Origin of the sequence: Sporosarcina cyprini (assembly GCF_022048975.1) — a bacterium.
GTDB lineage: Bacteria > Bacillota > Bacilli > Bacillales_A > Planococcaceae > Sporosarcina > Sporosarcina cyprini.
The window spans coordinates 13,599-38,357 of the sequence record NZ_JAKMHX010000023.1 but is presented as its reverse complement, the minus strand read 5'-3'; the positions used below and the strand labels follow the sequence as shown (position 1 = coordinate 38,357).

Annotated in this window: 19 protein-coding genes; 2 read left to right on the top strand and 17 right to left on the bottom strand. The window is 41.6% G+C overall.

Features of this window, described 5'->3' with window-relative positions:
• Nucleotides 1–14 precede the first annotated feature (14 nt).
• The gene (locus L7D49_RS08585; RefSeq protein WP_238080415.1) at nucleotides 15–1,511 is read right to left on the bottom strand and encodes an ABC transporter permease; all 1,497 of its coding nucleotides are present in this window, start codon (nucleotides 1,509–1,511) and stop codon (nucleotides 15–17) included.
• A gap of 13 nt (nucleotides 1,512–1,524) precedes the next feature.
• Nucleotides 1,525–2,946: an ABC transporter permease gene (locus tag L7D49_RS08580; protein WP_418895864.1), complete on the bottom strand. Its 1,422-nt coding sequence runs from the start codon at nucleotides 2,944–2,946 to the stop codon at nucleotides 1,525–1,527.
• A gap of 115 nt (nucleotides 2,947–3,061) precedes the next feature.
• Here L7D49_RS08580 and L7D49_RS20205 point away from each other — a divergent pair, with 115 nt between their 5' ends.
• The gene (locus L7D49_RS20205) at nucleotides 3,062–4,804 is read left to right on the top strand and encodes an ABC transporter ATP-binding protein (RefSeq protein ID WP_269135911.1); all 1,743 of its coding nucleotides are present in this window, start codon (nucleotides 3,062–3,064) and stop codon (nucleotides 4,802–4,804) included.
• A gap of 654 nt (nucleotides 4,805–5,458) precedes the next feature.
• Here L7D49_RS20205 and L7D49_RS08565 read toward each other — a convergent pair.
• From L7D49_RS08565 to L7D49_RS08515, 11 genes are all read right to left on the bottom strand, one after another.
• Nucleotides 5,459–5,821: a hypothetical protein gene (locus L7D49_RS08565; protein WP_238080414.1), complete on the bottom strand. Its 363-nt coding sequence runs from the start codon at nucleotides 5,819–5,821 to the stop codon at nucleotides 5,459–5,461.
• 26 nt (nucleotides 5,822–5,847) lie between these two features.
• A complete protein-coding gene (locus L7D49_RS08560) occupies nucleotides 5,848–6,717 on the bottom strand; it encodes a tetratricopeptide repeat protein (RefSeq protein WP_238080413.1) in 870 nt (289 codons plus the stop codon).
• A 12-nt stretch (nucleotides 6,718–6,729) separates the two neighbouring features.
• Nucleotides 6,730–7,677 carry an ATP-binding protein gene (locus tag L7D49_RS08555; RefSeq protein WP_238080412.1) on the bottom strand — a complete coding sequence of 316 codons (948 nt, stop codon included), beginning with the start codon at nucleotides 7,675–7,677 and terminating at the stop codon, nucleotides 6,730–6,732.
• A gap of 211 nt (nucleotides 7,678–7,888) precedes the next feature.
• Complete coding sequence (locus tag L7D49_RS08550) at nucleotides 7,889–8,356, bottom strand: hypothetical protein (protein WP_238080411.1); 468 nt, start codon at nucleotides 8,354–8,356, stop codon at nucleotides 7,889–7,891.
• A 36-nt stretch (nucleotides 8,357–8,392) separates the two neighbouring features.
• Nucleotides 8,393–8,599: a DUF6572 domain-containing protein gene (locus tag L7D49_RS08545; protein WP_238080410.1), complete on the bottom strand. Its 207-nt coding sequence runs from the start codon at nucleotides 8,597–8,599 to the stop codon at nucleotides 8,393–8,395.
• A gap of 128 nt (nucleotides 8,600–8,727) precedes the next feature.
• On the bottom strand, nucleotides 8,728–9,258 hold the full coding sequence (locus L7D49_RS08540; RefSeq protein ID WP_238080409.1) for an ankyrin repeat domain-containing protein: 531 nt from the start codon (nucleotides 9,256–9,258) through the stop codon (nucleotides 8,728–8,730).
• Between the two features lie 25 nt (nucleotides 9,259–9,283).
• Complete coding sequence (locus L7D49_RS08535; protein ID WP_238080408.1) at nucleotides 9,284–9,418, bottom strand: SMI1/KNR4 family protein; 135 nt, start codon at nucleotides 9,416–9,418, stop codon at nucleotides 9,284–9,286.
• Between the two features lie 41 nt (nucleotides 9,419–9,459).
• A complete protein-coding gene (locus tag L7D49_RS08530; protein WP_418895863.1) occupies nucleotides 9,460–10,101 on the bottom strand; it encodes an SMI1/KNR4 family protein in 642 nt (213 codons plus the stop codon).
• Between the two features lie 142 nt (nucleotides 10,102–10,243).
• A complete protein-coding gene (locus L7D49_RS08525; RefSeq protein WP_238080407.1) occupies nucleotides 10,244–10,846 on the bottom strand; it encodes a hypothetical protein in 603 nt (200 codons plus the stop codon).
• A gap of 1 nt (nucleotide 10,847) precedes the next feature.
• A complete protein-coding gene (locus L7D49_RS08520; protein WP_238080406.1) occupies nucleotides 10,848–11,177 on the bottom strand; it encodes a DUF6572 domain-containing protein in 330 nt (109 codons plus the stop codon).
• Nucleotides 11,178–11,190: 13 nt separating this feature from the next.
• Nucleotides 11,191–12,726: a ribonuclease YeeF family protein gene (locus L7D49_RS08515; protein WP_238080405.1), complete on the bottom strand. Its 1,536-nt coding sequence runs from the start codon at nucleotides 12,724–12,726 to the stop codon at nucleotides 11,191–11,193.
• A gap of 933 nt (nucleotides 12,727–13,659) precedes the next feature.
• Between L7D49_RS08515 and L7D49_RS08510 the strand changes: the two genes are divergently transcribed.
• The gene (locus L7D49_RS08510) at nucleotides 13,660–14,787 is read left to right on the top strand and encodes a response regulator (RefSeq protein WP_238080404.1); all 1,128 of its coding nucleotides are present in this window, start codon (nucleotides 13,660–13,662) and stop codon (nucleotides 14,785–14,787) included.
• 121 nt (nucleotides 14,788–14,908) lie between these two features.
• Here the strand turns inward: L7D49_RS08510 and L7D49_RS08505 are convergent, their stop codons facing one another.
• The 4 genes from L7D49_RS08505 to L7D49_RS08490 form a co-directional block, all read right to left on the bottom strand.
• Nucleotides 14,909–15,796: a sensor domain-containing diguanylate cyclase gene (locus L7D49_RS08505; protein WP_238080403.1), complete on the bottom strand. Its 888-nt coding sequence runs from the start codon at nucleotides 15,794–15,796 to the stop codon at nucleotides 14,909–14,911.
• A gap of 182 nt (nucleotides 15,797–15,978) precedes the next feature.
• Nucleotides 15,979–16,590, bottom strand: coding sequence for a class D sortase (locus tag L7D49_RS08500; RefSeq protein ID WP_418895862.1), 612 nt, complete (start codon nucleotides 16,588–16,590; stop codon nucleotides 15,979–15,981).
• 17 nt (nucleotides 16,591–16,607) lie between these two features.
• Nucleotides 16,608–21,326: a collagen binding domain-containing protein gene (locus tag L7D49_RS08495; protein WP_238080401.1), complete on the bottom strand. Its 4,719-nt coding sequence runs from the start codon at nucleotides 21,324–21,326 to the stop codon at nucleotides 16,608–16,610.
• Nucleotides 21,327–21,696: 370 nt separating this feature from the next.
• Nucleotides 21,697–24,654, bottom strand: a complete 2,958-nt coding sequence (locus L7D49_RS08490; RefSeq protein WP_238080400.1) for an S-layer homology domain-containing protein — start codon at nucleotides 24,652–24,654, stop codon at nucleotides 21,697–21,699.
• Between the last annotated feature and the right edge of the window lie 105 nt (nucleotides 24,655–24,759).

The window sequence follows — 24,759 nt, the reverse complement described above, 5'->3', positions numbered from 1 at the left end:
CTCCTCTGTTTCATTTAATCAAGACGTGGGTCCAGCGCATCCCGCAATCCATCACCTAAAAAGTTGAATGAAAGGACGAGCAAGATAATCGCAAGACCCGGAAAAATTGCTAAATAGGAGTTAGATTCCAAATACGTACTCCCTACCCGTAAAATGTTGCCCCATTCTGGTATATGAGGTTCGACGCCAAGACCTAAATAACTCAAGCTGCTTGTTGCGATAACTGCCCCGCCAATTGTTAAGGTTGCCTTCACGATCATCGGCGCTAACGAATTCGGTATAATCTGCCTAAAAATAATGGAGAAATCCGATGCGCCAAGAGCCCGTGCCGAATCTACAAAATCATAGTTGGACACCATGAGAACATTCGCCCGCATCGTCCGTGCATAGGTCGGAATGGAGCCAAGGCTGAGCGCGATAATCAAGTTCACGGTATTCGCCCCGAATGCGGCAATGATTGCGATGGCGAGCAAGATTCCTGGAATGGCATAAAGCACATCGAGCAGCCGCATGATCCAATTATCGGTTCGATTGCTGTAATAGCCGGCAATGCCGCCTAAGCAACCTCCAATGACAGCCGGTATAACCGTGGACGCAAATCCGACTAGCAAGGAAATTCTCGCTCCAAAAATGATTCTTGAAAACACATCGCGGCCAAAATTATCCGTACCAAACGGATAGACCAGGCTCGGCGGTTGTAAAATGTTGCCGTAATCATTCTCTACGGCAAGGTCATAATCAAATGTAAATCGGCTGACAACCGAAATTGCAAACATAAGAATGATGAAAAACATCCCGAACACGGCCATCGTATTGCGGGTAATTTTTCCCCATATCGCAACCCACTTCGCAATGCGCGAACTATCTGTGCTCCTTACTTTCAACCATAAGCAAATTCCTAGCAGCAGTGCGAAGAGATTGCCCGTGACCGCTGTCAGCGTAGTAAGGATGGCAATCAGTCCGAGCCATTTAGGCAATTGGCTTTCTCGCATCGTTGTTGCAACGATAATAAGAACAGCCACTTGAAACACCAAGACGAGCAGCAAAACGAGCATCGCCATCGGAAATGAGTCGGTAACGTATGGTTTGAATACGTTGAACGCGGAGATTGCTATGACAAAAAGTTGAGTGAGCACCATGTAGACTGCGAATGTGTACTCCGGTGTCTTACGCTCATTAATTAGATGGAGCGAAAAAGCGGCAGTGAACACATTGCCTGTCGCTAAGCTAAACAATTGGATATAGCCAAGCTTCCGGGTTCCTCTCTGGATGTCTCCGAAAAGAAGGGTATCCCTTTTTATTCGCCAAGCGATAAACAGCTGCAATAAAGCTGTGATGAAATATGCGCCAAACAAAGCGAGTACATACGGTTTGATTTCACCTGCCCTGAACGAAAAACTGTTCAAGAGAAACACCAGTGAAATGAGCAAGGTGAGAATCCAAGTAAAATTAGCTTGTGGATACTCCTTTGACATCGTTAATAACTGTCGGTTGATCCGTTTCTCCTTCATCTTTCCACCTGCTTTATGATTGTTTCATTTTTGAACGGATTCGCGGATCCAGGAATGCGTACATAATATCGATGAACAAGTTTACTAGTGAGATCGTAATGGCAATGTAGACGACACCGCCCATAATTGCCGGTATATCCGGAATAAACTGCTTATCGACGATATAACTGCCAATCCCTTTAATGTTGAAAACTTTCTCCGTTACAGCTGCGCCGCCTAACATTCCGCCAAATAACAGACCGATCACTGTAATGACGGGTATGAGGGCATTTCCTACAGCATGCTTCCAAAGCATTTGGCCTTTCGTCAATCCTTTGGCTTTCGCTGTGACCATATAATCCTCATGGATGATTTCCAGCAAAGAGGATCTCATCATTCTTGCAATAGAGGCAGTCAACCCAGTACCCAACACAATGACCGGCATAATGAGCGACAAGGCATTGCCGGGACTATAAGTGGCAGGAAGCCAATTCAGCTTGATCGAAAAGCCTAAAATAAAGATGAGCCCTTGCCAAAAGTTCGGAATCGATAACCCGATCAATGCAATCAGCATAAATGTCATATCTAAAAGCGTATTGGGCCGCATCGCAGATAAAATACCGACTGGAATAGCGATCACAATCGCCATTAGCACGGAGAAGATCGCGATTGTGATCGTAACCGGAAACTTATTCGCAATGCTAGATGCCACATCTTCGCTGCCAGTAAACGATGTACCAAGATCGAAAGTGGCAATTCCTTTCAATGCATTCCATAACTGTTGCCAATACGGCAAATCTAGTCCATGGATCCGATTAAAAGCTGCAATTTGTTCTTTTGTAGCTGATTCACCCAATATGTTGGATGCAGGATCGAAGGGGGATATGTAAAGGATACTAAAAACGAGAATCCCTACCCCTACAATGACAAATACACTTTGGACAAGCCGTTCTGCACCATATTTCAAAAACGGGTTACTAAGCAAAAAAAGCAAAGCGTACATGAGAAGACCAGGAAGCAAGGAGATCATCAAGAACGCAGGTTTTCCTAGAACGGAATAAACATAACCGGTATACGATTCTCTCTGCAGTCCTTGTAGCGCAAGCCGTTCTTCCGTTATCCGCACAGATTCTCTTTCATACCTTTCAGCAGATAGTTCCTGTGCCTGTCTATGAATCTTCTCGGGAGTCGAATGTTCGTTAAAGAACGCAGCTTTCCTCCTTAACTGATCTACATATTCTGCCTGATAGCCTTCCTTTCTCCCCTCATCCCTCAACTCCCGCTTCACTTTTGCGAATGTCACTTCGTATGTATTGTCTTTCTTTTTCAAAACATAAATGACATAAAGAAAAAGATGAAGAGGCAAACCTGCCAAATAAATTAAGAAGCGATACATGGTCTTGCTCTGAGAATCCCGATAAGTTTTTTGCAACTTACTAGATATTCCACCTATCACCAAATTCCCTCCTTCGCTTATATTGTATAATCCCTATCGGTATACTATACTATATTCAAACATGAATTAGTTGTCAAACTAGTTTTTCGATTACGAAAGACAGGAGGTCTTGGGATTGTCAGATATACTATTGCGAGTTAACGATTTATGCGTTTCTTTTACAACGAGAAATGAGGAATTCGAAGCGGTTCGCGGAGTTAGTTTTGAGTTAAAGAAGGGAGAGGTCTTGGGCATAGTAGGTGAATCAGGAAGCGGAAAAAGTGTTACCGCACGTTCTATCATGCGACTTCTCCCTTCGCCCCCTTCCTATCTAAAGAGAGGTATCATTGTATTTCAGGGCCAAGATCTATCATTGAAGACTGAGAAAGAGATGGAAGCCATCCGGGGAAAAGAAATCGGAATGATCTTTCAGGATCCGATGACATCCTTAAATCCGACCATTCGAATTGGCAAGCAGATATCTGAGAGCTTGATCAAGCATGCGGGAATTTCGAAGGGAGAGGCAAAGCAAGAAGCGGTCAAATTATTATCACGAGTTGGCATTAGCAACAGCGAGACGCGATATCATCAATATCCACATGAATTCTCGGGCGGCATGCGCCAACGCGTCATGATTGCAATTGCTTTGGCATGCAAACCCTCTCTTTTAATTGCGGATGAACCGACTACAGCCTTGGATGTCACGATTCAAGCACAAATACTAGAATTAATGAAAGACATGAAAAAACAGTTGGATACATCCATTATTCTAATCACCCACGACTTAGGTGTTGTGGCAGGGATGTGTGACCGGGTCGTTGTAATGAAAGAGGGCAAAGTTGTTGAATCGGGTAAAGCTATCGACATATTTGAAAACCCGCAGCATGCCTATACGAAAAAATTGCTAAACGCATTGCCCCGTCTCGATCAAAAGAAGAAAACAAAACGGCCTTCCCTCGTAAAGGCGGGAATTGATTCGACGATTCCACTACTTCAGGTCAACTCATTAAGCAAACACTTTGAAAACGGCAATGGTGTTTTAACTAAAGCAGTTGACGATATCAGCTTTCACATTAAACCGGGCGAAACGCTAGGACTTGTCGGCGAATCAGGATCTGGCAAATCAACGACCGGCCGTTCTATTTTACGGCTCAGTGAACCGTCAGCGGGAGAGATATTATACCAAGGAATCGCAGTGGATCGATTAACCTCAAAAGAAATGAAATTGATGCGACGTCATATGCAAATGATATTTCAAGATCCTTATTCATCCTTGAATCCCCGTTTCAAAGTGGTAGATATCATTGGTCAGGCACTCGATATTCATAAGTTAAGCAAATCAAAAGCGGAACGTCTGAAGCGAGTGGTGGAATTGCTTGAGTTAGTTGGTCTTGATTCATCACATGCATTCCGGTATCCTCATGAATTTTCGGGCGGCCAGCGACAGCGAATTGGAATCGCACGTGCATTGGCAGTCGAACCCGATTTCATTGTCTGCGATGAACCGTTGTCTGCACTTGACGTTTCTATCCAAACGCAGATTGTCGAACTGTTAGAAGATCTTCAACACCGACTCGGCTTATCTTATCTATTTATTGCACATGACTTGTCCATGATGAAGCATATTAGCGACCGAGTGGCTGTCATGTACGCAGGAAAAATTGTAGAGCTTGCGGAAAGCGAAGAACTGTATAACAATCCATTGCATCCTTATACGAAATCCTTGCTTTCTGCTATACCTATTCCCGATCCGCGGGTAGAAAAAAATAGGCAAAGAAGGCGCCATGAAAATGGTTTCGATGCGGACCGTTATCAAGTAAAGCATTCAAAATTAGTTGAAGTAACCGCGGGACATTGGGTCGCACAAGTGGTGGAGTAAACAGAGGTTATTAAGCGAAAAAAATCGGCAGTCGTTGGCTGCCGTTTTTTTAAGGAATTTGAGCTGGCAGTTTCTTTCACAATTTAAGCGAGCTATGAGCACTCCATATAAGGAATGGAGTACTTTTAGGAATATACGAGTGGTTCGCCGACAGATACGAGCGGTTACCGGGATATACGAGTGGTCACCGGAATTTATGAGCAGCTCGCCTGTTTCCGATGGTCGCGGAAATTAACAGATCATTGCCTGCACCAAGTCGCGCTGCATGCCTTTGACTAATCAAGAAATCGACTTGATTTACCTTTGTATAAAAACATTATGACCGTCGAATTGCAATACGAGTTGCCCACCAAATTATAAGAGCGGTGCGGGACGAGATACGAGCAGTCATCGAAACTTCTCTGGCAGATACGAGCGTTTAGCCGGAACAATCGAGAGGTCACAGGAATATACGAGCGGGCGCGGGAAGAATCGAGCTGTTACTGGGATATACGAGTGGTTCGCCGGAGTATACGAGCGGTAACGTGAATATTCGAGTGGTCACCGGAATTTACGAACGATGCGCGGAACCATTCGAGCACCCCACCTAACGATGAAACAGCCACTAAAAGAAAAAGACCTCAACACGTGAAGTCTCTTCAAGCGGTGCATCCACTACAGTTCATCTTCCCCATCCTCGGCGTTCTTTTTTTTCGCTTCCACATAATTATCCCCCGAAATATGGCCGAACACATTGATCGTAATCTCAAAAGTCACTTGCTCCGCGTCCAGTGTCCGGACGGTCGCGTTTTCGAAAATCAATCCGCCAAAGCTGGCAGGTTCGCGTCCCGGGTTGTTGACCACTTCGACTTCAATGCCGTGAGTCTTTTCGGCATACCGGATCAAGTCTTCATTCGCGTGGCCAAAATAGTTGCCTATTTGATTAAACAAAAGGACGACACCGATTACGATGATACCAATGGTGATAACAAAGATGCCTGTAAGGATGCCAAGTATTTTCATGATGTCTTTTTTCATACGAATCCTTTCCTATAACAGCCTCTTCACGCCTTCACAAATATTTTTCCGAACACCTTTACATTGACGATCATTTTTGTAACCCAATGGGCGACAACGTAAAGAAAGAGGAAAATCAGGATGAATGGTTTGAAGGTAAACCAGACAACGAGCCATAGGAGCAATACGTATACCGATTTTATACTCGACAGATATTTTGCTGGAGCTAAAAAGAAGCGATAAATTTTAAACTGCTTTTGCAAAATGTCTAAGTACTCGGTTCGATACTGCGCGTTTTTGGGATCAAGACGAACGGCATTTTCCATATATCGCAAGGCGGCCTCATAGTCCCCCCGCTGGTCAGCGGTCCATGCACAATACATGAAAACTTCCGGGTTGTTCGGATTGTTCTTCAACGCTTGCTGTTCTGCTTCTTTGGATGCATCCCGATTGCCCAGCAAGCTTTCCGCATAACCGTAACTTGCCAGGGACAAGGCGTTTTCGGGTTCCAGCATTAAAGCAATTTGAAACATTTCCTTGGCTTTTGCATACTTGGCTCTATGATTATAAATATTGCCCGCCAAAATATAATAAAAACTATCTTGTGGAAAAAGCGCCTTTGCCTCCTTTATTGCTGCCATGGCCTCTTTCCATTTTTCTTGCGCATATAGGGTACCTGCCCTGACTTCCCATCCTAAAGCATTTACTGGATCCGCCTTTAGCGCTTCCTTTGACCAATGCATCGCTTTTTCAAACTCATCTGACTCATAATAAATTTTCCCCATGATGCCATAGCCATCTGCATCCCCTGGGTACTCCCTTAAATAGGATTCCGTTTCCCGGATCGCCTCTTTAAATCGCTCCCATTCTATCAAATGGACAATCCGCTCCAAATGAGCATCTTTACCATTCTCCATCGTTTGCACCCCTTATCGAATCTTGTGATCCCTTAAATAGTTTAGGACATGTTCGTAATCCTTATTAACGTCACTGAAAATCGCATAGTTTTTCGCAGTTGAGAACCATTCCAATGTTGTGGGATTGCGTCGTTTCAACGAGTCTTGCAAATCTTCCTGCGTGATCGGCTGCAATTCACCAGACTCGAGCGAACGTTGCAAGGCTTGCTCCACCGCATCCTCTACCACTTGCTCTAAGTCAGCACCAGAGAAGTGTTGGGCTTTCCCTGCAATTTTCTTCGTATTCAAGGCTTCTTGGGGCTTGTCTTTCAACTTCAACTTAAGAATCAATTCCCGCTCTGCTTCACTCGGAGGTGGAATGAAAATCATTTGATTGAACCGGCCGGGACGCCGCAAAGCTGAATCCAAGTACCATGGTGTATTCGTTGCACCAATGACATAGACCCCGCTGTTGTGGGCATTCAAGCCATCCAGTTCAAGCAACAGCTGGTTAACCAGCATCCGTTCATGATGCTGCCCCATATTCTGCCGATTGCCCCCGATCGCGTCCAGCTCGTCAATAAACAGCACACAAGGCTTGTATGCGCGGGCTGTTTCAAACACATCATGCAGGTTATGCTCACTTTGCCCAACCCACATCGACAAAATCGCCTGCAGCTCCATGTGCAGGAAATTGGCATTAATTTCTCCAGCAATCGCTTTCGCTAAAAAGGTTTTACCACAGCCCGGAGGCCCGTATAGAAGCAAGCTCCCACCTGCCTCTTTTCCGAAAGCCTTAAAGAACTCCGGATTTTGCAAGGGCAAAATAAAATTCATTTGCACCTTCTTTTTAACTTCCTCCAGTCCACCCACATCAGCAAAAGTCTCTCTCGGCTGAGTTTTTTCAACCATCTCATACCTTGACCTATCAAATTGAATCACTCTCAGCTGTGCCTGTTTTCCTTCTTGCTCGTTCGACATACACATCCCCCTCCAAGATGCAGGTATTCTAGCACACATTATATAAAATAAATACAATATTCTACCAATCACGAAATAGTTTACAATACATTACCAGCTTCGTCCATGGTCGCAATGAATCGTTTAGGCACCGTTCCGATTGCTTTTTATGAGCCAAAGTTCGTATTTTTCGGGGTTTCTCTTATAAAAAAGCACCCGCCCGGAACAAATACTATTCCTGCGAGTGCTGAACCTCTTCAAATACCGAAATAAATAATTCCCCATCACTTTCTTTCCATAAAGGAACGGAGATGGCCCTACCCGGAAAGCGGTTCGCAAAACTGAGCGACCAAAACGTTTGCAGAGCTTGCCCCAAAGCAGTAATTTGCTCGTCCACATTCTCGCCTTCCGCCCGGTTCAGATGAAAAAAATCGCTCACTTGATACAAGTTCATCATCTTTTCAACTTCCGCTTTCCTATGCTCGCATTCCCTCTTCCATAATTCGAAATTTCTTGGCGAGAACTTGTCTTGCAATAAAAAGTATCTATCGACTTCAATAATATCTGGATAAAAAAACTTAGCAAAACCGAGCGCCGTGCTTACATCCGCCTTCATATTCACGTAACTCCACCATGTAAAATCCCCATTGTTTGCCTCTTGGAACTCCATAAATTCTTGGTTTATTTCGTTTCGGAACATGAACAGACCCTCCCTTCCCCTATCCCTATTTCGCACTTACTCTCCTACAGCAATCGAGATATGAAAAGGCTGTAATTGCTCACCCACAACAGCGAGAAACTCCTCACACTTCTCAGTAGGGTCGTGTAAAAATTGAATCTCAATGACAAACTCATGGAACCGTTCATCTGGATAATGATCTGCATATTGTCCCGACTCAATGAATGATAGATAGGCATTAATCTTTTCCTGAAGCAACAGCAAATGCTCCCCCTCTTGTTCCCAATCCAGATGATCACTTGTATTTGCCCTTTTCTATTAATTGATTATTGTTTCCAGTACATAACCAAAGACTTCGCAGCACCATTATCCATTAGACTATTGTACTTTTCTCAACTAAGCACCTCCAAAACTTTTTTCATTTCATCTGTCCCACGCTCTTTTATCAATCGCTCTAGTGAGTAGCCTGCTTTATTGAAATCATGGACATTCGGTTTCTTCTTCAAACAGCTAACAATGAATTCGTTCCCATCTTCCGTGCGCTTTTTTAACACTTCTAGACATAAAGTAATGATGGCAGAGTTTGAGTATTTCTTATCTTTTACATTCAAATCAACACCCATTTTAACCAATCTGTCAGCCACTTCAACCGCTCCTGGAAAGTTAATATTTGCTGCTATATAATGCAACTCATTAAAGCCTTCTTTGGAAACAATATTGACTTTTGCTTTTTTGTCTAGTAAATAATTGGCGATATCAAACTTTCTACTGATCAACGACTTTTCGAGTAAACTAATGCCGTTTTCATCAACAGAGTCCACTACCTCTTGAATTTGTTTATTTTCAGCATGAAATTTCTGCAGGAACTTTTCTAAGTTCCCAAATTTTATTACCGTACCAAAATCCGCTTTACCGATATCCATTTATTACAATCCCTCTCAAAACATATTACAACCCATATTCACTAACTTCTTCCGTTCCATCAATAGCTAATCCACCGACAAGTGAAAGCCCATTTGAAGATTGAAGTAATTTCTTATATACATTCGGTAGCGTGACCTTCATTTCACTCTTCTTCCCCATATTCAATCGTCCACGATTCCTATAGTGGAAGTCACAGCATATCAATTAGTTTTTAAAGAAAGCACGGAACCCATAACGCCTAATTCTTCAATTAACTTCTTTGCTTTCCCATAAGGGAAATTATCTACTAAAACAAAAGGTAGCTGTTTAGAACCCTTTAGAAGATCGGCTGTTGAAGTTGCAAGACCTAGCGTGGTCTTAATTTGCAGTAAACCCTTTAACCCTTCATCAGGCATTTTTATTAACACGATACGACAAGTGTCCGGTACATCAACGAGAACATCCATATCAAAAGGTAATGGAAATCCACTCGTTATCCATTCAATAAGATCGGGTGATATGACAGTAGCGTTTTTTGGATTCATGTCACCCGCGCCGACTAGCAATACTTCCATGGCTCCTAGCTCTTGGCGCATTAAAAAAACGTTTCCTCCACCATCGTCCCCAATTGCAACATACCCACCTGCATATTCACGAACTTCCCACGTCTCATTTCTTTCCATAAGTTCTTCCGTTCCGTAAATAGCTAAACCCCCGCCAAGTGAAAGTCCATTGATAGATTGAAGTAATTTCTTAAATGTATTCGGTAGTGTGACGTTCATTTCACTCTCCACTTTTAGAATCTCTGTACCATCTGCCCGATCGTTTCTTTGTAAGCCTGACATATTTGGCAACTTAAACACTTTACAAAGCTCCTCATTTCATCAAATTTATTTTTTATTCAGATAAATTAAACCGAACTTCTATTAGCATGAGACTTAAACTCAAAAGGAGTCCGGTAATGTACCGAACTCACTTTGAAAACATTTTAGAATGGTTGTCGCTTCACGAATAATTCAACATAATATGCTCATAAATATCTTTTCCGTTGTTTTGATAGCCTCCATTTTCTCCGTTCTCCAGCTCGGTTTTTGCAATATTCATGGCAGCTTTATAATCTTTCATTTGAATATTTGCTAATACTTTCAGGAGATTACCCCTTCTAATTCCTTCTGATTCCAAAATAAACTTATTAAATTTATGAATATCCCATTCCAGGTTAGACAAGAAGGTTTCCGTTTTATGTGTAAAGTCCTTAATGGCTGACTCACAACTCGATGGGACGTCATCTAATTCAATAATACATTCTCCATATTTATATGAAGGAGCGGTAAAGGCGCCTGTAGCGCGTAAACTGTCTTTCCGTTTGATATTCTCCGCCATATCAAGGTTTTCCCAAAAAATATTGTCATATTCGTAGGGTTTAATGTGCATTCTCCATACAAGATGGGGCATTTTTTCTATTTTGGCCACTAGGAAAACAACATGAATAAAAAAATCTTTCTCTTTCTTATAAAATGTATCTGATGCGAAGGCGTATCCTTCCGGCGAGAGAGTTTTCTTCAAATATGCAATTGTTTCTTTTTCGAGTTGTTTGATACTAGTCATATTATGCTTCTCCGGATATTTCTGTCGTAATGAAAATATTATGTGGATGTAGTTGTTCTCCTACTACTGCAAGAAATTCATCACATTTTTCGGTAGTCGGATAGAGGAAATGAATTTCTATGATAAATTCCTCAAACTGACCATCCTGATAATGTTCCCTATACTGTTCTGATTCTATAAAAGCGAGATAAGCATTTATTTTTTCTTGTAACATTAGTAAATGCTCACCTTCACTCTTCCAGTCAAGATGATCACTAATTAGGAAAATTAGTTGCTTTCCATCCTCGCTTCTTCCCATACCATCTATCTGGTCAATTTCATGAACTGCCATATTTACATCTCCTTCATTGTTTATCCGGACGTATTATCTCGACCTTAGTTCCAGGTGGTATCGTAACACCACCGGTAAATTTACCTTTCCCTTTTCCTGCAACGGTTCCTCCAACTTCCTCAATATCAGGAAACCCGATTTTTTGGTTTTTAGTTAGTGAAGCAGTCTGGGATGATTTATATTCGTTAATCACAATCTTACCAGTCTTTTTATCAAATCCAATTGCATCGACTCTGACTCTAACGGATGGTGTTGTATTTGTTTTTATCGTAATTTGTTCAACTGCATCCACGGTTTTGTTTTTAAACTTAGCAAATTCTTGTTCCTCAAATTTTCTCCCTTGAATTGCATTTTTTCTAACTTGTGGCATATCCTCATTGACGATCCCCATCTTAGTTGAATCCTTCATCTTCTCAACTTTTTTCACCTTACCGCCAAACGCTTTCTTAATGAGCTTAAATCCCAATCTAGCAGCTTTTATCCCCTTCCCTACCGGGGTTACGGAGACCACAGCGAGACCTTTATCTAGAAGAGATGCATCTTTATCCAGTATGGTATTGATGTCGTCTAAGATCAAGAAGTCCGCAGCGCCCTTGACGAGCTTTCCTGCTTGCGGCGGGATGAAGTTCTTTGATTTGCCAGCCGGGTTTGACATGGGTTGGCTTTGAGCCTGCAAGCCCTGATTCAGAGTGGATTGTGCCTGATATGCACTAGCTAGTCCGACTCCTCCCTTGAGGGCAGCTTTAGAGACGTTGAAGGTCTCTTCCTCCATAACAGGCTGTTTAATTGCGTTTTGAGCTTCCACTATTGTTTCCATGTGTTGTTCGAGCTCTTCTTTTAAGTCCGGATTGGTAATCGCGCCTGCTGTGAAATTAGCTTGATAGCTTGGATCGGTCTGGAGTATGTTCTTTGCGAGTAGTTGTGCCCATTGCCCTGTGTCAAATTGGATATCAGTCCGGTTGTCCGTGAACAGACCAGATGCGTCTGTGATCCACCGCTCCATCACTTCCATATGGTCTTGGATGGCCGTCAGAGTGGCTGTTTGCTCCGAGTCAAATTGATGGAGCTCTTTAATCGTATTATCCCGTTTTCGCTTCGCATTGTAAACGCCGTCCTGCACGCCGCTGTCACCCAGGTTCGGCAAGGCAACAATGTCCGCCACTTGGTTCATGATCTGGTTGGCTTCATCGGTTAGACTTGCGGTAATTCTTGCGATTTCCGTGAGCCCTTGTTCTACTTCCCCTTCTAGAAAACTCTCTCGAATAAAACCGGATGGATTCGGTTCCAATTGATTCAATGCAGCCACCATTCGTTCCAATACATTCAGAAAGTCACTCTGCATCATATGGAACAGCCGGATGAACGGGAGGTGGACCTCATTATAGAAAGAGCGAATCGCACTTCCGCCCTCTCCCTTAAACGCTTCGTCCAGTGCCACAAGTGCCTCGATAGAAGTTTCGATCGTCTTCATTTCCCCATTGAGTCTATTCAACATATCAATGTTTTTTTTCAGCCCTTCCTGAAATGGGCTGACGGCTAAAATTTTCAACTCCCAAGCACCCGCCCATCCCTGTGAATCAACGTTATCTCCAATTCCCTATTCCCCTCTCCTTATAAATAACAATCCCAATCTTTACATATTTAAATAACATGCTAGATTCCATGCGTCAAATACTGTCATTTCATGAATAAATAGGAGTATGCAAATCGTCTCAGGGTCCTATTTCCTTTTTCCAAAGAAATAAGTTTTTTTGTATCCTCATAATAGAAAAATCAGAAGTTAATATAGGAAGAACTAATGACAGGCGACTATCTTCTGAACCTTTTGTTTCATTTCTACTGTGGTTGTACAGATAAGAGAGAAAACGGATAAGCGGATTACTAATCTGAGTAACAAACAACCGCCCCAATATCCTTAACCCTACTGTTGAGATAGAGTTTGGATAAGTAGCAGGTTCTTAACAATTGAATACCGACGTGATGCATTTAGTGAAGTTGCGGATACGATTATGGATGCATACGAGTTAGGCGCAGGGATTAGTTGGTTATACGCGGATCATACCGAAAAGCGGGGGAATTAGTTGGTTATGTAACGAGATGGCGTGTTAACGACAGTTAAAATAAGAATACATTATTTATCTAAGTGTTAATTATGGATTAACTGAATAAGGAACTGTGCCATGTACTTCACTTCTCGATAACAAGGATTTTATACAAATTATATATACCTCCATACAATTAATAGATATTATTGGAAAAATATACTGAAAACCGAATCGCTAGTACTGGAAATGAAAGTACAGATTAGCAGAATAACCTACTAATCTGTTAATCTAACTAGTACTTTTGTGCAACACTTGTTAAGCTAACCTCCAACTTTCCCCCTCCTACCTCCGTCCTCTTGCCATACCCAGATGGAATTTGAGATAATGACTGGAAATATATAACTTGGTAGATTGTAGATGAAAGTGGGCGGTATCTGGTGATTCGAGCGATTATCGTGGATGATGAGCAGCTGGCGTTACGGCAATTGGAGAAAAAGCTTGTTAAAACGAATAGAGTGGAGGTCGTTGGGGCCTACCCGAATGGAACAGAGATGCTTAAAGACATGCAGCATCTTCAGTTTGATGTCGCTTTTTTAGATATCGAAATGCCGGGATTGAGCGGATTGGATCTAGCGGATGTCATCAAAGAGTGGAACAAGAATATTTTCATTGTCTTTGTTACCGCCTACCGGGACTATGCCGTTCAAGCTTTTGAATTGGATTCTATCGATTATCTTGTAAAACCGATCATGCAGGAACGTTTGGAGAAAACGACGCTGCGCATTCAAGAACAAATGCGAATTCGTTCCAATGAGAAGAGCAGCACACCCCACCAGCTGAAAACATTGAAAATCATCTGTTTCAAAGAGTTCAACGTCTACCATCATAATACGCCTATTAAGTGGAAAACAGCGAAAGTGAAGGAACTTTTCGCCTTTTTCTTCACACATTTGAATAGCCCCACTCAACGCGACACGCTGATCGAAATTCTGTGGCCCGATGTAGAGTATTCGAGAGCAAAAATACAGCTGCATACGACATTGTCGTATTTACGAAAATTATTAAGTTCCATCGGGCAGCCCAATGCCATTCTATTCTCCAATGGCAGCTACACGATGAAACTGGAACAGTTCGAGTGTGATGTTCACCAGTTTGAGAATCTTTTGGAGGAGCACCTTGTAATTACAGACGATTCGATCGAGATGTTCGAAGGAATCATCGACCATTACACCGGAGATTACTTGGAATGCAGCGGGTATGACTGGGCTTTGCCGAAAGCCCAAAGTGTCCGGCAAAAAATGCTACATTGTTTGCAGAAAATGGCGGACTTCTTTCAGCAACAAGGTTCTATCGATAAAACACAGGAATACTTACGCTTGCTTGTAACGTTTAACCCTTATTCTGAACACGTCGTGCAACAACTGATGCGATTTTATGTAGAGATCGGAAATCGGGGAGAAGCCGTAAAAGTGTACCATGAGATGAAATCCCTACTGCTGGAGGAATTAGGCATTCTGCCCGATCAGTCCACCACTGAATTGTATGACATGATCGTAAAAGGATAGTCTGGCATTATGTTCAGCTCCATGGTACTGAAAATAAGTCTGTTACCACCAAGATTAGCATGGCAACAGACTCCTCAGATTCCATAAAGCTTTCTCTCCACTTGTAGTTCAATCATTGTTTTTACCCGACAAATGGAAATCCAGCGAAGCTCCATCGAGTGAATTCCCCGGCTTTCGCCTCGAACATCGCTTGATCTGCAAGTTGGAGGAGCCGAGCCGGATCTCTGCTATTTTCCGGGTAAAGACTGATTCCTATGCTCGCACTCACCTTGACACAAAACGTGTCAACTGTAAAACCGTCATGAAATGCTAACGTGATAGAAGCAATAACATCATCTAGTGATGAATTATCATCCATTAATATTATGAACTCATCTCCGCTTAAATGATAAAGTTCCAGTTCGTATGGGAGCTTGGCAAGGCGTTTTCCTACTTCAATCAGCAACGCATCCCCGACATGATGTCCATACGAATCATTAACGGATTTAAATCTGTTGATGTCAATAAACATGACCACAAAATGGGATCCATTCTGTTCCGCTTCAAAAACATGCCGTTCCAACGATAAAAGCAATTCTCGTCGATTGGGCAAGCCAGTCAGCTCATTCTGAAACGCCAAACGTCTATATTCCTCGGCTCTTTTTTGTTCCGTACAATCCAAATGGAACGAGAGGATCTTGGCATCCTCTTTACCTTCATTCAACAAAATAAATGTCGATTTTACCCATTTCAAATCGCCCCGCTTGGTCACAAGACAACTCTCCCCTTGCCAGCGTTTCTCTTTCGCCAGCATCTCACGGAGTTCCGCCCAATTCGGTCCATCATTGATCAATTTATTGTAACCTTTTAAGTAGATCTCTTCCAATTCATATTGAAGAAAACTCCGGAACAACGCATTGGCATCGATAATTTCTCCATTTGGTGATAAAGACAGGACTAAAAAGGATTCGTCTAGTATCTGGTGAAGCAGATCTATGCTATTCAAGTCTTGATTGCTAATAAAAGCCATGTGGACTCACCTCAATTTCCATCTTTCTTTATGATAACAAGCCATACTTACAAAACACTTAAATTTCATTGGGCAAAAGGACACGCTTTACTCCTTATTTATGTAAATAGTAACTTCCATAGAACGAGAACGCAGAAAAAAATCGAGCCATCCCTCTGTAAAGGATATGACTCGATTGCTTATTACTTTCTTGAAGTACGTTCCACCAGTTCGCCCTTCACAGCAACCCGTTTCTTGCCGGAAATCGTGCAGGTGATCATCGTGATTTCATTCTTCCCTTGTGTATCATCCAGAACCTCAACAAAAGTAGGTTCGATCACTTCGGAGCTTTTGATTTCATATACATACGTGTCCTCGCCTGCATGCAGATACACTTTTTCGCCAATCGGCACCTTAGCCAGATTACTGAAGTGGCGCCCATCTCGGTAACCACGATGCCCCGCCACTGTGAAGTTCCCTACCCCCGGCACTTGGTCCGGCTTGATCTGCGTCAGCGCGATATTCAGATTTTCATCTGTCGTTTTCTCCAAGATGTGTTGCTTCATATCGATGTATGGGATTTCGAGTTCCATCACATGCGTCAACTCATCTTCCGTCAGAGTCAAGTTCGGAATCGCGTCCAGCGCAACCGGTTCGGTGCCATCCGACTGCGCAATGAGGGACAACGCCTGCTCCATCGCTTTCACTTCTTTATTCTGATTCCACTCCACATAGAGCGGAATAGAAACGAGGACGAGCCCCGTAAGCAAAAACAAAATCCCAAGAATCGATTTTTTGTTTTTCAAGGTTCTCATCCTCTCTTCTAGAATACTTATTCATTTGTCTTCCGACGACGTACGAGCAGCACTCCACCAATCAGTAACAGGACAGAGCCCAAAATAGTCATATACATTAAGGTTTCTTCGCCTGTTTGTGGAAGTTTTCCACCCGCTGCAGTTCCTTTATTACCGCCTTGGCCTTTGCCATTGGTTGAACCGCTAACTGTTCCATTGCCATTCAGTTTTGGATTGTCGGTTGTAATTCCGTCACTTCCAGAGCCACCTGGATTGTTCGGCTTGTTCGGCTTCGCTCCACCAGATTGGTTCGGATCGTCAGGATTTTCTCCGCCCGGCTCGTTAGGATTCGTTGGATTTTCTCCACCTGGTTGGTTTGGATCGGTTGGATCTTCACCGCCCGGGTTGGATGGATTGTTTGGATCCTCTCCGCCTGGGTTACTTGGATTGGATGGATCTTCTCCACCTGGTTTACCTGGTTGGTTTGGATCTTCACCGCCAGGATTGCCTGGGCTGGCTGGGTTTTCACCGCCAGGGATGCCTGGTTCTGAAGGATATTCAGGATTAGTAGGTCTTTCCGGTTCTGGAATCTCAGGCATTGGTGGTGGAGATATTACTCTCCTATTTTCTTTCGTAACTACTTTTGTTTCCGTTTGATTTTGCTCGATCTCAAAATAAACTGGTGTAGCATCTAATCTATAGCCGGTTGGTGCTTTTGTTTCAATAAGTTGGTACTCACCGACTTTCAAATCAGTCCAGATAATTTCTCCCTTGTCATCAGTCGTTTTCGTTTCAATGAATTCTTTGTATTCCCCATGAGGATCTTTTTTACGTAACTCAAATTCTGCTCCTTTTAGTTTGAGAATTGAATTGGATGAATCGACTTTAATAACTTTAAACGAGCGATCGATTTTCTTGTTTTTAATTGGTAAGAGTTTTATCTCCTCTTGGTCAAGCAATATTTTAATGTCAGATTTATCGATAACATAGTATTCTGGTGCTTGAACTTCTTTTACAATATAGTTGTCATATGGCAAATTATCGAACACGATTTCGCCATTAGCATCTGTTGTTTCTTTAGCCACGGAGTTATCTGGATCTGCACTAGTAAATAACTCAAATACCGCACCTTCCAGCGGCTTGTCAGCATCTGCCACATCCACTTTTGTCAGGATGATTTTTCCTTTTCCTCTTTTGTTCACTTTGTTTTGCAATGGTAACACTTCAGTCTGCCCAGCAATAATTGTGAATTTAATAGGTGAAGCATCTAACAAGTAATGATCTGGTGCTTTCTTTTCAATTAATTCATAATCACCAGCTTCTAATTCACCTTTAGGAATAACTTTTCCATCTTCACCTGAGGTTAACTCGTACATAAGGACGCCATTTTTCCTTAATTCAAATATTGCTCCTTGTAGCCCCTTTGATGGATTATCGTCTCCTACTTTGAATAACTCGAAGCCCTGACGGATTTTGTTGTTTACAATTGTAATTTCTTTATCTGGACTTTCAAACTTAATATCTTTTGGATCTTTATACTCCTCATCAATAACATAGCCTGAAGGTGCTGAAATTTCTTTTAGTTTGTATGGTAGCCCACCATTATTATCGTTAAATCTATAGTTTCTCTTCGTTAAAGCTTCACCATTTTTATCTGTGATAAGTGTTTCAAGGAGAGTTGTTCCTGATGCATTATAGAGTTCAAATATCGCTCCTGCGAGTGGCTCTTCTTCATCTCCCAGTTTAACAATTTTAATTTTGCCTGATCCTGTCGATGCACCACCGCCAGCTCCTGCCAAGACCACTTTTATTCCTTCGTTACTACCTCCACCTATAGCGTTTTGAGTTTGTCCTTGAAAGGAAACTTCATTTTTAATGACATCGCCATCTTGCGTATTAATAAATGATTCATACTCCAAGATATACGAAGTTTTTAAATCTTCATTGAAGGTAATGATAATCTCGTTACCTTCACCTGACAGTGTGTAAAAATCTTTCTTTACTAGCTCACCCTTAGTAATAGCATAGTCCGAAGTATTTTCAATAGGTAAAACCGTAGTATATATCTTGATCGAATCTCTTAATAAAATTTGATTTTCAGATAAAGTGTCAGTTAAGACTGCCCCTGCATTAATAAATGACTGACTTGGATTAACTGTTACAGTCCATTGGGCAATATCTGCTTCACCATCTTTCTGTTTTCCTGCTTTATATACGAACTTACCATTATGTGTAGGTATGATAGGGTCAGCTGACTTTTCAAAGCGTTGTGGACCTTCTTCACCCACAGTCAATGTGGCTTTATTTGAATACGAACCGACAATTGAACCTTCTCCATCAAGGCTCGTTTTGTAGATAATTTGATATGCACCTGTTCCGATATCCCCAAGATTCAACACAAAGCCATTCTTATCTTGATTTATAGTAAGGTTAGCTTCTTCTGTTATTGTAGTAACCTTTGGACCTTGAGATACGCTGTTATTTTCCTTGTTTTGTATTAATCCATATACTTCTAATGAGCCTTCTACAAAAGTCTGCTTAACAGCGTCCGTACTACTACTATCCCATTCATCTTTTAAAATAGCATTTGTAATCTCGTAGTTGTTGTAGTTCACATCAATTGTCCAAGTGATAGTTTTATCCTTTGGGTTATAGCTTCCTGTTTTATTACCATTTTCCTTCGTATATGATTTGTATGGTTCAGAAGCATGGTCTGTTACTGGTTCTTGAGCTTTTCCATCTTCATTCCATTCTATTATTGCTGTGTTTTTGTAACTGCCTTCTGCTGGTTTCCCCGCTTGAGGATTAAACTTTGTCGTATAGGTGATGACTGCTTCCGTACTTAAGGATTTGCCAGATTTTAATTTAATGACAAAGCCTTCATTATAATCTGACTCCTCTGCATCAAGTTCAAAGAGTGAATCTTTAAGTTCTTTTCCATCCACTTTAATAGTGTCTTGTAGTAATTGCATATGGTTACCAACGTAAGAATCAGTAATCACGATATCGGTCATTACTTTATTATCTGAGTTAATAATAAGCTTCCAATTAATTGTCTTGTTAATTGTAAAGTCTGCTCCAGCATTTTCTTTTTTGAAAATGACTTGACCGATATCTTTTGAGCCTTTTTTATACGTTTCATCATAAATTGTGACTTTATTATTTATGGTTTCAGAATCATACACACGACGATCTTTTGGTCGAATTTGATATTCAATTTCGTAAGCGGTATTAATTGTGTTTTTAAACTTTAGTTTAAATCCTCCATCTTCTTCACTTTCATTTTTGTGTTTCACATCATAACTTGTTGAGTTTACTTCACCAGCTCTTTTACCAGTTCCATTACTATTAATTGTTACGTTATATACCTTAACTGAATCTGGAACCAGTTCATATTTTGTTGTATCAAAAGTATCTTCAATCCAGGCATTCTTTTCTTCAATCGTTTGTTCATTATAGTTATATTGAACTTTCCAAGTCGTTGTTTGCGTAATAGGGTCGTAAATAACAGCTTTATCTGTTGATTTTGTTAATGGCTCGCTAAATTTGACTTTTGCGCTTCCTACTTTAGATGTAATACCATCCGTTCCATCCCCAGTAAGCACTGCTTTGTTTGTGAACTCTACATCGCCCCCAGCAGCTGGAGCTGTAACAGTCGTTGTATATCTTACTTCGTATGCTTTACTAATATTACCAAAATTTACAGAGAACTCTTGACCGTTCAGAGTAACCTCTTTTTTTGTAGGAGTATCTGGTACTACGATTCCCCCGTTTGGTTGAACTGTCAGTTCATACACGTCAACAGTATTTCCTTTAAGGGTTAATCCTTCTCCTAAAGTATCGGTTAGGTTAGCACCGGTAATCAATTGTTCACTCTGATTGAATCGGACAGTCCATTCGATTTCATCTGGGTTCATAGAGTTGTTTGAACCATTCTTCTTTGGTTCCCCTGTTTTAGTTAATTCACTACTCTCATTAGGATTTGCGAAATTAACGTCGATTTTTGTTCCTCCAAGAGACACGAAATCAACCGTATTATTTTTGCCTTCACCAAAGTATTCTTCGTCATATTTAATCCAGACATAGAAATATCCACTTAACTTTTGTCCTTTAATATCCCCATTAAATGTAAAAGTAACTACTCCATTTGTGTTAACTGTGTAATTTCCAACACCACCATCTAAAACTCCATTTGTTATATTACTAGGAACTTTTAATCCTTCAGGAAGTTGAAATGTATAAGTTGCACCAACATCATAAGGATGTGTATCATCTATTAACTCCCAGTTAAATATTACAGCAACAGAATCGCCTAGTTTAGGTCTAATCTCTGAGATTAATTTTCCTTGAGGTGAACCGTCCTCTTGTGGAATAGCATCATACATATTAATTTTAGTGAATTTGAAATATTCTTCAGTTATTATCTGCTTAGTTTGATCAACTGATTGTGAATGTAAGGATTCATTTGGCTCCTCATTTGCTGTAGGCTCTTCCTCTATAATTTCTTCATCTGTAGAAGGCTCTTCCTCTTCAATTATTTCTTCCTCTTCAGTTATTTCTTCATCTCCATTTTCTTCAACATCTCTCTTATCATTTAGGGAAACCTCAATTACTTTTTCTGGACTTTCGGGATTTTCCGTAATCTCACCGGAAATTTCATTTTTTCCACCATCCATAGCACTCACCGTAGCAATCGGCCCTAAAATCGTTTGGCTAATTAGCAACAGCATAAGCATAAATCCATAAACTTTTTTCATGCTTTTCTTCTCATCCTTTCTTCTATTATTCTCATCTCACGTCAAGGTATCAAAATTATTAATATCCTTGATAGAGTCGGTACCTACAAAAACAAAACTTAAGGATCATCTAGTTAATCCAAGGCTCCATCAAGTACATCTGGAAAATAATTCATCACTCTGCCAATTGATGTTGTTTGTCGTTCAAGTTGAAAGAACGCTTTTACAACACATCTATACTACCGTTCATTACTTATACATCTCTTAAACTTCACTTAAAAAATAGTTTTTACAACATTTGGAATAAACTGATTCCCTTGACTTAATCTTACATAAACTATTCCAAAATAAAAAAACCACCCACTGTTAAAACAGTAGGTGGTATTTCTATTTAGTACTTATTCACATTTACATCCATGTTAAATTTAGCTTCATTGCCTTGTAGGTTTCGGACCGGTGAACTTTCATCACGGACCAAACGGACACGTAAATCGTAAATTTTATTTTCAAGGAGGTTAATTGAATAAGTATTCATGGAATTTTTTCTGTTTGTATCCCTTGGCAGTTCTTCAAGAACAAAATCACCGTTACTGTATCCTGCGATTCCATCTGTATCCAGATAAGCAACATCCTTTATCTCTCCATTATAGTAAACATTAATGGCAATCGATCCCCAGATCGTTGTCCCATACGTATTATCTGTATAAGATGGTTGCACCGGACCTAATGCCGAGGATGGGACAGCGACTTGATTAATGAATACTTGGAAGTCTTTCGCATCCACGCCTTGAACTGCTTCACTAAAAGTAAACACTAACGTATTCTTCGAAGCACCTACTCTTGCCGCAATCAACTCCGGATTCGCGCCACTCACGAAAGTCACGTTACCTACTCCAGGAGCTGCTAATATATTTCCCGCATTATCCCGAATATTATTAACGGTGAACAGGGCTTCTTTTGTCTCTTTTATTTCAGATGAAGGTACATGGACGGTAACGACAACATTGGTGGCTTTGTTCGCTGTTCCGTTAAAATTTGTAGTAACGTATGAACCGTATGGTAATGCTTTGCCATCCCACGTATAGTTATTGATTTCCTGTACGGTCAGTAAATCAATTCCGCTATCTGCATCAACTGCAGTGAATGTCACCGTTTGTTCTACGCCCGGGGATACACCAGGCGGCACAGGTGTGTTTGTAACTTCTACCACCACCGGGCGTACTGTATCGGCGGAGACATTGTTCGTGACGTTGAACAGCATCGTAGCCAATTGGTTTGCATTTGGACGTGACGCTTTATCTACCACAGTATTTGCGGACAGGCGTAATTCATAGTCACCATTCGGCAGTACTTGTGAAATGGTTAATGTATTGTTAGCAATCGTTGTATTAATTCCATATCGTAATGTAAGTGGTGATGAAACACCCGTTTTTTTATCAATTAGTAGGATCGATGTATTTCCACCCAATGAAATATCTTCCGTGAATGTGGCTATGATCTTACCGTCTTTGTATTCAACCGTCGTCAATGCAGGTGGCGTTGTATCTTTCTCAAGTGTAACGGATGCTGAATAGGTAGCCGCATTATTACCGACAGTGTCTTTCACATCGCTATCGATAAATAAGATCGCTTCATACTTGTCATTGTAGAACACACTTGTCCCTGTTAGAATAACAGTTTTAGCATCCTTCCCTGCAGTTGCTGCAAGCTGGATGACCGTCCCATTCTGATGCACCAAACGGGCTTTGTTTGTGAACGAAGCAAGATTCATATCTTTATCGTATGTTACTTCTATCTTGTTCTCGCCAAGCACCTTCATATTCTTCACAGTTGGCACTGTTGTATCAGCTGTTATCGCAATTTCTGCTTCTACAGAATTCGCAAAGTTATTCTTATAATCCTTTACGTTCAACAATCTCACTTTCGCTGTTGTACCAGAGGAAATAGCTTTACTTGTTGTGATTATCAATTGATTCGGGTTTGTTGCGTGATTGGCAACAGGCGATGGTATATCGTTGACATAGGCGATAACCCCTGCAGCATTGACTGGCTCGTTGAAGAAGACGTTAAAAGTATTGGTTTCTGTTTTTCCTGCTGCCGAACCTGATACATACTTCGGTGCAACATCATCCTTCGCCTTCAATATCGCTGTATATTCTTCAAACTTCCCGCCAGCTGGCGCCTGAATCGCTTCCGTTGTTTTGACAGCGTACTCACCGTCAAAAATTAAGGTCGCCGTAAGTGTCAACGTTTTACCGTCTTCTGATAAAGACCCTATGAGCTGGCCAGGGCTAACAGTAGAGCCAGTCACAGTTGTGAACGTAATGTTTTTGACTGTGTTTGTTGCGTCTAGGACAGATGATTTCGAGACTGGCGTTGCGAAATGGACTTCCACTTGCTTCGCGTTGATTGCTTTAATGTCCGTAATGAAACGGTCATCTGCCGCGTAATCGAACTTCATGTCGATTGCCTTTTCAGCTTTCGCTTCACCTTTTGTCAAAGACACAACGTAAGAACCGGCTGTTTTTCCTTCTACGACTTTAATTGTAATGCCTTTATCCGTCATCAAAGAGGCAACGTATTTATCCACAGCTGCCAATTTCGTTTCGGCTGTTGCAAGCGGGCCGCGTGACACATTGACTGTGCCGGCTTTCACTAGTTCCATTGCCGCATCGATTGCCACTTGGTTTTCATCCACTTTTGGCTCGAGGAACGCTTCCCCTCGGAATACAAAGGAGGCCATTTGACCGCGTGTTACATGGGCATTCGGTGAAAATGTCGTCGGTGTCGTACCTGTTGTTATCTCATGACCATAGAGGGAGCGAACGAATTCCATATGCCATTGCTTCGAGTTGATGTCACTGAATGGAAGACGAACATTCTTCATGTCATCCAAATCAAAGCCGAGAACGAGGATCTTCGCCATTTGTGCTCTTGTCAGGCTATCACCAGGACGGAAGGTGTTATCCTCGTAACCCGAAATGATCCCAGCCTCTACAAGTGCCGCGATATAGCGGTAATACGGGTGGCTTTTGCTGACATCCTTGAAGCCTGGGTCCACTACTTGGTTCATGTCTAAGTCAAGGACAAGCGCCAACAGCTTGGCCGCATCCTGACGTGTAATGTTTTGACCGGGTTTGAATGTGCCGTCCGGGTAACCGCTCATCATGCCGGCTTCCGTGTACTTCATTACCGCATCGTAAAAATGATGGCTTGGAATGTTTTTCACATCCGAAAAAGCTTGCGCTTCGGCTTTTGTTGCAAGCGGACTGGCGGCTACAACTGCACCTGTCATCATGGTCGTGGCTAGAGTGGCTTTGAATAGTTTAGCAGGTCGATCTTTTCTCATTTTCAATCCCCCTATTTTTGTAAATCTATGTCTACTAGTGCAGAATACTAGTTAGATAGTTAGCTACTTCCAGTATAATTTGGTTGGAAAATTAGTGCAACTTTC